The 3997-nt window shown below is 56.8% G+C and carries 3 protein-coding genes and 1 pseudogene; 1 reads left to right on the forward strand and 3 read right to left on the reverse strand.

Annotation, left to right across the window (positions count from 1 at the left end):
* The 3 genes and pseudogenes from ABJZ52_RS09280 to ABJZ52_RS09290 all read right to left on the reverse strand — a co-directional run.
* A pseudogene (locus ABJZ52_RS09280) lies at positions 1-485 on the reverse strand (hypothetical protein); the annotation flags it as partial.
* Between the two features lie 593 nt (positions 486-1078).
* A complete protein-coding gene (locus ABJZ52_RS09285) occupies positions 1079-1564 on the reverse strand; it encodes a hypothetical protein (protein ID WP_348487749.1) in 486 nt (161 codons plus the stop codon).
* Positions 1565-1571: 7 nt separating this feature from the next.
* Complete coding sequence (locus ABJZ52_RS09290) at positions 1572-2633, reverse strand: XRE family transcriptional regulator (RefSeq protein ID WP_040701722.1); 1062 nt, start codon at positions 2631-2633, stop codon at positions 1572-1574.
* 178 nt (positions 2634-2811) lie between these two features.
* Between ABJZ52_RS09290 and ABJZ52_RS09295 the strand changes: the two genes are divergently transcribed.
* Positions 2812-3997 (forward strand): nucleotidyltransferase (locus tag ABJZ52_RS09295; RefSeq protein WP_348487750.1); only part of this gene is annotated, 1186 nt, incomplete at its 3' end.

Below are 3997 nucleotides of genomic sequence, written 5' to 3' on the forward strand. Positions count from 1 at the left end.
TGCCGCGCCTCGAAGACAGCACCTGTCTCTTGCGTCCGGACGCTTGCGCGCGACCCGGCTGCCGGAATGAAGGCGTGGCCCGTCTCGATCTCGTAGCATTCCGCCGCCGCCTCGCTCATCACCTCGATGGCGCTGACAATCTCGCGCAGCTGCACAAAGCGCGCCTGCGCCTCTTCGAGCGCGGTCTCGGCGATCTCCGATCCGTCGTGAGTTTTTGCCAGCGCGCCGATCTTGTCGGCGGTGCGGTCGACCTCCTTGCCAAGCGCCACCTTGCGCCGCTGCAGGATCGTGGCGAGCCCATGGGCCAGCGGTTCGATTTCCGCTTCAAGCCCGGTCCCGCGCAGCTGCCCGAGCAATGCCTCGAAGCTTTCGCGGATGATGTGGTCGGTCAGGATGTGATCCTCCGGGATCGGCAGCTGCGCGTCCTTCTCGGTCAGTCCGAAAAGCTCGATGGTCTCGTAGGTGTTTGCGGTGTCGTAAGCCATGTCTGGTCTCCAGTGTTCAGTTGCAAGGCCACCACGTGAGTGTGGGGGCATGGCCGAATGCCTGGTTTCCGAATCTGCCCGGGTCAGGGACGGCGCAGCCGCCGGCTTGCCGGGCGCAAAAGTTTTCCGCATGCAGCAACTGACACATGCGCGCCCTCACGCACGGGACCGCCCCGCGCCACGGGCTCCGCCCTCGCCGAAAAGTTTTGCGATCCTTGACGCAGGCTGATTTGGGGGCCATCCGGAGGATATGCTTCCGCGCTCATGTGTGTGTGTTTTGACGGTAGGTTTGTCCGACACGAGCAGGCAAACGGCACGACCGGACGCGGGAGACGGATGAAGCGGCGGGATCGTTTTGCTCCGCAAAACAGACCAGAGCGCAATCCGGCGGAGCGGCCGGGGAGGGACGTGCTCGCGAGGCGGGCAAACCGGGATGCCGGGCGCGACGCCGCGGTGAGGCCGCATGGCCGAATGCGCGACGGACCGAAGGGCCGTTCTCCCCTGCGACACGCGAAGCCGAGCTGGGGAGGCCGCAAGGCTAAAGCGAAGAAGAGCTTCGCAACAATTTCCCTCCAGCAAGCCGAATAAACAATCTAGTATCTCGCAAGGCGCCTATTGATTTCCCTAATGGGAAGTCTGCATCTCGGGTGATCACGAACCGCCTCGAGGCCCGACTTGAGGAGGACGGTCGAACAAACCTCGTGATGTTCCATCTCATCGAACACCCACAAAACACCATGCATCGCGAGTTCTTGGCGCTCCGCCTCAGCCCTGAGCGCACCGTCTCCGGTTAGTAGAACCCAATCCCTTCCCGCCGCCATACAAAACGCAAAGACATCAGGCGTCGACAACATAGCTTTTGCCCGCTTCAGCTCTGTTGCACGTGCGGTTTCTTCTGGCGTGAGCTCTTCTACTCTCAGCCCCAGGTCAATCAGATCTGGCCCCATCCAGTCGAGGAGTTCTGCTTGATAGAGAACATCCGGAACAACAAAATCATAGGGCAGGTCAAAGAGCCTCGCGGTCAGCGAGGCTCTTTCAATGTCAATCAGGACAGAGGTATCAGAAACAAGAATTTGCACATAGGCACTATGCCATGTGGTCCAACCGCTCTTCCAGTTCTTTAACCCGTATTTCGAGAAGTTCTGCCGCGCGAGACAACCCAATCAACCCCTCGGAGAGGGCACGAAAACACAAACGTTGAAAGCGGTCCGGTTCTTCTCGTTCCCAAGGAATGGAATTTGGCTCCTCGAACGGCTCATCGCGCCAACCTCGTTGCTTATAGACCTTGAACAGACGCGCAAATGTTGCCTGATTGATGATGTCCAAATCCTTGCATCGATACGTCAGCGCTTGAATGCTGACGCCAAACCGATCCTTCAGACTAATGAGCTCACCAATGCTTATGTCCGTTCTGCGGGCACCAATCTCCTGCCGTAGCACTTCTGCCGGAACGAGGAATGCACCAGCAAATCGATTCGCGGCGCGTTCTGAATCACACCCTTCGGCGACTTTAAGAACCATGTGGCCCAATTCGTGAGCTAAACTGAAGCGCTTCCGCTCAGACCAGGTCTTCTTCTTGATCATGATAACACGGGCGGAGTGGTGCTCTTTTCGACGCACTTTCGCCGCAAGCCCGTCAATCCGATCAACATCCAAAGACAGCACTTTGATCCCGTGCTCCTCGAGGAGTTCGGCAAGCATTGGAATCGGGTCATGACCCAACTGCCAAGAAGCACGCATGTTGCGAGCCGCGTCCTCGGCATCACGAACATCGGCCACCCAATAGGGTGCTTCGTGCGGGGCATCCCATTCCTGGCTCGAAAGATTCAGCAAGCTTTCGATAGCTAGGTACTTTTCAACCATATTAAGCGTCTTGGCTTCGATCGTCGCGATCTCCTTGGCTGACGAGCTGGCTGACTTGCGAAACTCAACGCCCTCCAACTCAAGCTCATCATCGCTGAGCAGGAAATCCACAGAGACGCCGAGTGCTCGGGCAAGACTTAGCAGCACGCCCGAACCGGGCATGTCTTCATTGCGCTCGTACTTGCCTATGGCTTGAGCGGATACCTTGTTCTCCATGGCATCGGAAAGTGCACGGAGCGAGAGGCCAGATGCCGCTCGGGCTCCTTTGAGTCGCTTGCCAATCATAACGTCCTCCCAGTGGGTGGTTTACATTCCACCCACATGACTGATATTTTGTAAACTACAACGCTTGAAAGCGCGGCCTTTCGTCCCTAACTTATAACGGGAAGCCGAAAGAAAGGCAAATTTGTAAACCGCCGCACCGGCCTAAGAGGCGCTGAACCGGCAAAAACGCGAGACATCAATGGGCATCTCTGAAGACTTCAAGACCTTTCTCGATAACATCAAGATCGATAATGCCGCGACGATTGCCTTGCGATACGGCGAAGTCACTGCTTCCCTTAACAAAGAGTTTCGCGACACAGAGTCAAAAACGGCTAACAGCCTTCAAGTTGGCTCCTATGGCCGTTGGACGGCGATCAAGGGCATTTCCGACTTGGACATGATCTACATCATGCCTGCCGGGAAGTGGGATAGCTACAAGGTTGGGGGCCAGTATCGGCTTCTTCACGATGCCAAGGCTGCGATCAAGCGGCGATACCCTTCGACGACCGTCAAGGTGGATCGTTTGGTTGTCCGGGTGCTTTACAACGATTTCCACATCGAAGTGATGCCGGCCTTCAAGCTAGCTGATGGGAGCTATAAGTACCCTGACACCGCAAACGGTGGGTCGTGGAAGAATACCAAGCCGCAGGCTGAACTCGATGAAATGAAAGAAGCCAATGAGCGCAAGAACCGGAACCTTCGCCGCTTGTGCAAGATGGCGCGCGCCTGGAAGAACAAGCACGGCGTCGCCATGGGCGGCCTTCTGATCGACACTCTCGCCTACAACTTCCTCGAGTCGACCGACGAATACGATACCAAGAGCTACCACTACTACGACTACATGTGCCGAGATTTCTTCGAATTCCTGGCTGATCAGCCCAAGCAATCCGAGTATGCAGCGCTTGGCAGTCGCCAACGCGTCCGCGTCAAGAAGCGGTTCGAGCGGAAGGCGAAGAAGGCATACGATTTATGTCTAAAAGCCATCGATGCGAGCGGACAGAAGAACGAGCGCCAAAAATGGCGGGATGTGTTCGGGAACGCCTACCCAGCACCGGCAAAGAGTGCAGCGGGAGAGGCTGCCGCATTCGCGCATGTCTTCAAGAACACTGAGCAGTTTGTCGAAGACAGATTTCCGGTCGATATTCGATACCATCTTCGTATCAACTGCGAAGTGACGCAGGATGGATTCCGTCCGGGAATGCTTCGGGACCTATTGGAGCGGCATGGCGTTCTGCTGCCGAAAAAGAGCCTTCGATTCTTCATCGCGGATGCAACCGATCTTCCCGATGATACCGAGTTGTTTTGGAAGGTCTTGAACCGTGGCGAAGAAGCCGAGCGTCGAGACGTGATCCGAGGACAGATCGTGCGCGACGAAGGTCGCGGTG

The organism is Roseibium sp. (assembly GCF_039982295.1).
Taxonomy (GTDB): Bacteria; Pseudomonadota; Alphaproteobacteria; order Rhizobiales; family Stappiaceae; genus Roseibium.

Coding starts and splice junctions, on each gene's coding strand:
- ABJZ52_RS09290 (WP_040701722.1), bottom strand. CDS start 2,633: ATGATTGGCAAGCGACTCAAAGGAGCCCGAGCGGCATCTGGCCTCTCG.